At 64.3% G+C, this 4,137-nt stretch carries 6 protein-coding genes; all 6 read right to left on the bottom strand.

Annotation, left to right across the window (positions count from 1 at the left end; genetic code table 11):
• The coding region (locus H5T60_12240) for a DegV family EDD domain-containing protein (GenBank protein ID MBC7243202.1) at window positions 1-413 on the bottom strand (413 nt) is incomplete at its 3' end.
• A 12-nt stretch (window positions 414-425) separates the two neighbouring features.
• A complete protein-coding gene (locus tag H5T60_12235) occupies window positions 426-1,292 on the bottom strand; it encodes a DegV family protein (protein ID MBC7243201.1) in 867 nt (288 codons plus the stop codon).
• A gap of 24 nt (window positions 1,293-1,316) precedes the next feature.
• A complete protein-coding gene (locus H5T60_12230; protein ID MBC7243200.1) occupies window positions 1,317-1,535 on the bottom strand; it encodes a hypothetical protein in 219 nt (72 codons plus the stop codon).
• Window positions 1,536-1,631: 96 nt separating this feature from the next.
• Window positions 1,632-2,348, bottom strand: a complete 717-nt coding sequence (locus H5T60_12225) for a response regulator transcription factor (protein ID MBC7243199.1) — start codon at window positions 2,346-2,348, stop codon at window positions 1,632-1,634.
• Complete coding sequence (locus tag H5T60_12220; protein MBC7243198.1) at window positions 2,345-3,604, bottom strand: HAMP domain-containing histidine kinase; 1,260 nt, start codon at window positions 3,602-3,604, stop codon at window positions 2,345-2,347. Before H5T60_12220 ends, H5T60_12225 begins: the two co-directional genes overlap by 4 nt.
• A gap of 93 nt (window positions 3,605-3,697) precedes the next feature.
• Window positions 3,698-4,137: peptidoglycan bridge formation glycyltransferase FemA/FemB family protein (locus H5T60_12215; GenBank protein ID MBC7243197.1), on the bottom strand; the 440-nt coding region annotated here is incomplete at its 5' end.

Genomic DNA, 4,137 nt, shown 5'->3' with positions numbered 1-4,137 from the left:
TCCGCCGCGGCGCGCGCCGCCGCCATGACCATAAAGCCGCAGGCCATGGCCGCCCGGCGGGAGTCCACCACATGCACCGGCACATCTATCAGCCGGCTGGCGAGCACCGCCGTCTGATACGTGCCGCTCAGACGGGATGAAACATGGATGGAGACGACCTCCGGCGCCAGCCGGCCGGCGGCGGCATAGGCCTGCAGAAAGGCGTCCGGGGAAGGGGAGGCAGTGGTGGGCAGGGCGCCGTCGGTGTGGGCGCGCATGTACGCGTACACCTCATCGGCCGTCAGGTCCACCCCGTCCCGATAGGTCCGGCCCTCCACCTGCAGGATCAATGGCACCACGATAATGGAGTAGCGTTCGACGATATCCGCCGGCAGATTGGACGAAGAGTCGGTCACTATCGCTACCCTGCGCATCGCGCCCACCCCCTATCCGCGCGGTTTATCCCCATCTTCCACGTAATAGGCCAGGCCTAGCACACCCGGGCCGGTATGCGTGCCCATCACAGGCGTGAATTCGGTGGTAAACAGCTCGACGCACTGTACGCGCTCCGCCACCTCGCGGCGCAGTTCTTCGGCCTGGTCGGGGACGCCGGCGTGCATCACCGCCACATGCACCGGCCGGTCCTTTGCATCGCGCTCGAGCATTTCCAGTATGCGGCGCACGGCGCGTTCCTGCGTGCGGGGCAGTTCGACCACGCGCGCCTGGTCATGGGCCACGGTCAGGATAGGGCAGATTTTCAGTGCCGAGCCGGCCAGCGCCGCCACCGCCGGCACATGGCCGCCTTTCTGCAGGTAATCCAGGCGCGGCAGCATGGCGATGACCCGCACCTTGCCGGCGATCTCCTGGGCGCGCCGGATGACCGCCTCCGCATCGGCGCCCTGTTCTGCCAGCCGCGCCGCCTCCAGCACCGCGAACCCACAGCCCATGGCCGCGGTGTGCGTATCCACCACATGCACCTTGACAGGAACCTGCTCCTTGGCCAGGTGGGCCACCTGATATATGGCGCTCAGGTTCGCCGAAAGATGGATGGATACGATTTCCTCGGCGTTCTGTGCCGCGATATGATAGACGCGGATGAACTCCCCCACCGAAGGCGAAGCTGTCTTCGGCAGGTGATTATTGGTAGAGGCGGTCATATAGCGGTATATTTCGCCGGCGGTGATGTCCACGCCGTCGCGAAACTCGCGGCCGTCGAGGTACAGCAGGACTGGCACGATGAAGATGTGATGGCGCTGGACCAGTTCCGCCGGCAGGTTGGACGCAGAATCCGTGACCACCGCGACTTTCTGCATGGCTACCCCCTCGGTACCGACGTATCAGGGCCTGGGGCGGCGCCAGCGGCCCCACAGGACCATCCCCAGGCTGAGCAGGGCAATGCCCAAGCCGGCGAACAGCAGGAACGTCTGCCCCGTCACCCACGGCAGGGTCGGCAGTCCGCCGCGCGGCATCAACCAGGATGCCAGCGCCACCGCGCCGGCGGCCGCCATCATCAGCCCGATCAGCATCAGCACAGCCCGCAGTGTCAGGCCCGTCACGTCAGCAGTGCTCCTGTGCTGTGGAAAATCTCCTCACCCTATTAATAGGGTAGCGCGGCGCGGTCAACAGGCAGGATAAAAGCGGTTAAAAAGTAGTTAATTTTGGGGCGTGCCGGCGGGTTTTCCGCCTGGCGCGCGGAAGGAGTAGCCGAATCCGTACTCGGTCAGGATATAGCGGGGATTGCGGGGGTCTGGCTCGATTTTAGAGCGCAGGCGGTTGATATAGACCTTCAGGTAATTGAACTCATCCGTGTACTCATGCCCCCAGACGCGGGCCAGCAGTGTCTCGTGGCTGAGGGGCCGGCCGGCGTTGCGCACCAGATGATACAGGAGGCGGTACTCTGTGTTGGTCAGGGGGACGGGCTTGCCGGCGACGCGCACCGTGCGCGTGGTGAAGTCCACCTCCACATCGTCGCAGACAAACTTTCCCTCGTGCTGGAGCGGAAGCCCTTCGGCGCGGCGCAGTACCGCCCGCACCCGTGCCACCAGCTCCAGATAGCCGAACGGCTTGGTGATGTAATCATCCGCCCCCAGCTCCAGGCCCATTACCTTGCTGATCTCATCATCTCGCACCGTCAGCATGATGACCGGTACATCCGAGAACCTGCGAATCTCCTTCAGCACCTCAAAGCCGTTCATGCCCGGCATTTCCACATCCAGCAGGATAAGGTCGGGCTGGACCTTCTCCAGCATGCGCAGAGCCTCTTCTCCGCTGGAAGCGGACAGCACTTCCCAGCTTGGCTCCTGCATGCGGAAAGCCGTGCGCACCACGGTCACCACCCCTGGTTCCTCGTCCACCACCAGCAGTCTCATGATTCGTTTTCCTCCGGACGATGAATGGGCAGCCAGAGGGTGAAGGTACTGCCGGCGCCGGGCTTGCTCTCCACGGTGATGCGGCCGCCGTGCAGTTCGGCCAGCCGGCGGGCAATGTACAGCCCCAGGCCCACGCCGGCGCGCTGCTGCCGCCCAACGTAAAACTTGTCGAAGATGCGCTCCTGTTCGTCCTCTGGGATGCCGGGCCCCTGGTCCTGCACGGAGATGCAGGCCTGGTCGTTGCGGCGGTACAGGCGCAGGGTGATGGATGTGTGGGCCGGCGAGAATTTATGGGCGTTCGAGAGGATATTGCCCACGATCTGCTCGATACCCTTGCGGTCCACCCAGACGCGCGTCAGTTCCTCGTCCAGCTCCAGATACAGCGCCTGTTCTTTCTGCGCCAGCATGGAGCGATACGCCAGGGCTATGCGCCGCAGTAGCTCCGCCAGGTCCGTCGGTTGCAGGGTGAGCGACATCTGGCCGGCCTCAAGCTTGGTCACGTTGAGCAAGTCATTCACCAACCCCTCCAGGCGGGCGGTGTGGTCGGCGATGGTCTGCAGGAGCATGCCCCGCTCCTCCGCCGGCGCTCCCCCTTCCTCTAACGCTTGGAGCATCTCCACCGAGCTTTTGATACAGGTCAGCGGCGTGCGCAGTTCGTGCGACACCATGGAGACAAAGGTCGCCTGCGCCTCGGCCAGCGCCCGCTCGCGCGCCGTCTGCATATGCTCATGCCGCAGTTGCTCCAGCAAAAGGGAGGTCACCAGGGCCACCACCAAGAGGAGCACCAGCTTGGTGCTGACCAGATAGACCGCCCAGGGGGCGCTCAGGCCTGCGGGGCTGAGGACACATGCCAGGACGTATAGGAAGCCGGAGATATTCGCCAGCACGATGCTGGTCACCACGTTGAAGTAAAAGGCCACGGTGATGAGCACAAAGAGGTACAGGATAAAGAAGGCGCTGTGATAGCCGCCGTTGAGATATACCGCAACAGTGGCAACCAGGGCGTCCAGGGCCGTGGCCAGCAGAGGCCGGTCCGGGAGTCGGGACAGCAGGGGGACGAGGGTGCGCGCCAGAAAGTAAAGGGCCACGCCGGCGGCCAGCGGCAGTGTCCCGACCAGCCGGCCCTCCTGCGATTGGTCCACGAACGAAAGGCCGATGGCCAGTGCCAGGCTTATCCAGCGCAGGATGTTCGAAACATGCTGTACCGGGACGGACAGCATCCAAATGGGCGCATCCGAAGCGCGTGCCCGGGCCATCTTCCTCCCCTTGTATGTGTTCGGTGATATTATACCATAAAGGGGCCGGCGAAGCAGGGACACAACCCCTGCTATCATAAAGAGGAATATGCCCTAGGCCATCGCCGGTGGGCCGGCCGGGGCCGTGCCGTGCCGGCGGCGGAGCAGTGCCAAATAGCGGGGAATCAGGACGGTGTAGAGGGAGTACAGCGCCCGCGAGACGGGGAAATCATAGGCGCCGATATGGCGCACCAGGACCCCACCGAAGCCGGCCTTGAAGCGGTACACGCCCCACATGGGGTCTTCCTCGTTCAGCTCATCCGGCGCGCCCCACAGGTCATATGCGGTACAGCCGCGCCGGCGTGCCTCGCGCATGGCCTCCCACTGGAGCAGGTAATTGGGCATCAGGTGGCGCATACGGCCCGACGAGGCGCCGTACATGTACCAGGCGCGTTGGCCGAAAAGGAAGAGGAACAGGCCGGCCAGCAGTTGACCCTCGGCCCGCGCCAGGAGCAGTGCCCCGCGTCCCGCTTCCAGAAAGCGCTCCCAGACAG

This window comes from Anaerolineae bacterium, assembly GCA_014360855.1.
Classification (GTDB): Bacteria; Chloroflexota; Anaerolineae; order JACIWP01; family JACIWP01; genus JACIWP01.
Note: the sequence above shows the minus strand (reverse complement) of the source record. Positions and strands in the feature narration are given on the sequence as shown.

Coding starts and splice junctions, on each gene's coding strand:
- H5T60_12225 (MBC7243199.1), bottom strand. CDS start 2,348: ATGAGACTGCTGGTGGTGGACGAGGAACCAGGGGTGGTGACCGTGGTG.
- H5T60_12220 (MBC7243198.1), bottom strand. CDS start 3,604: ATGGCCCGGGCACGCGCTTCGGATGCGCCCATTTGGATGCTGTCCGTC.
- H5T60_12235 (MBC7243201.1), bottom strand. CDS start 1,292: ATGCAGAAAGTCGCGGTGGTCACGGATTCTGCGTCCAACCTGCCGGCG.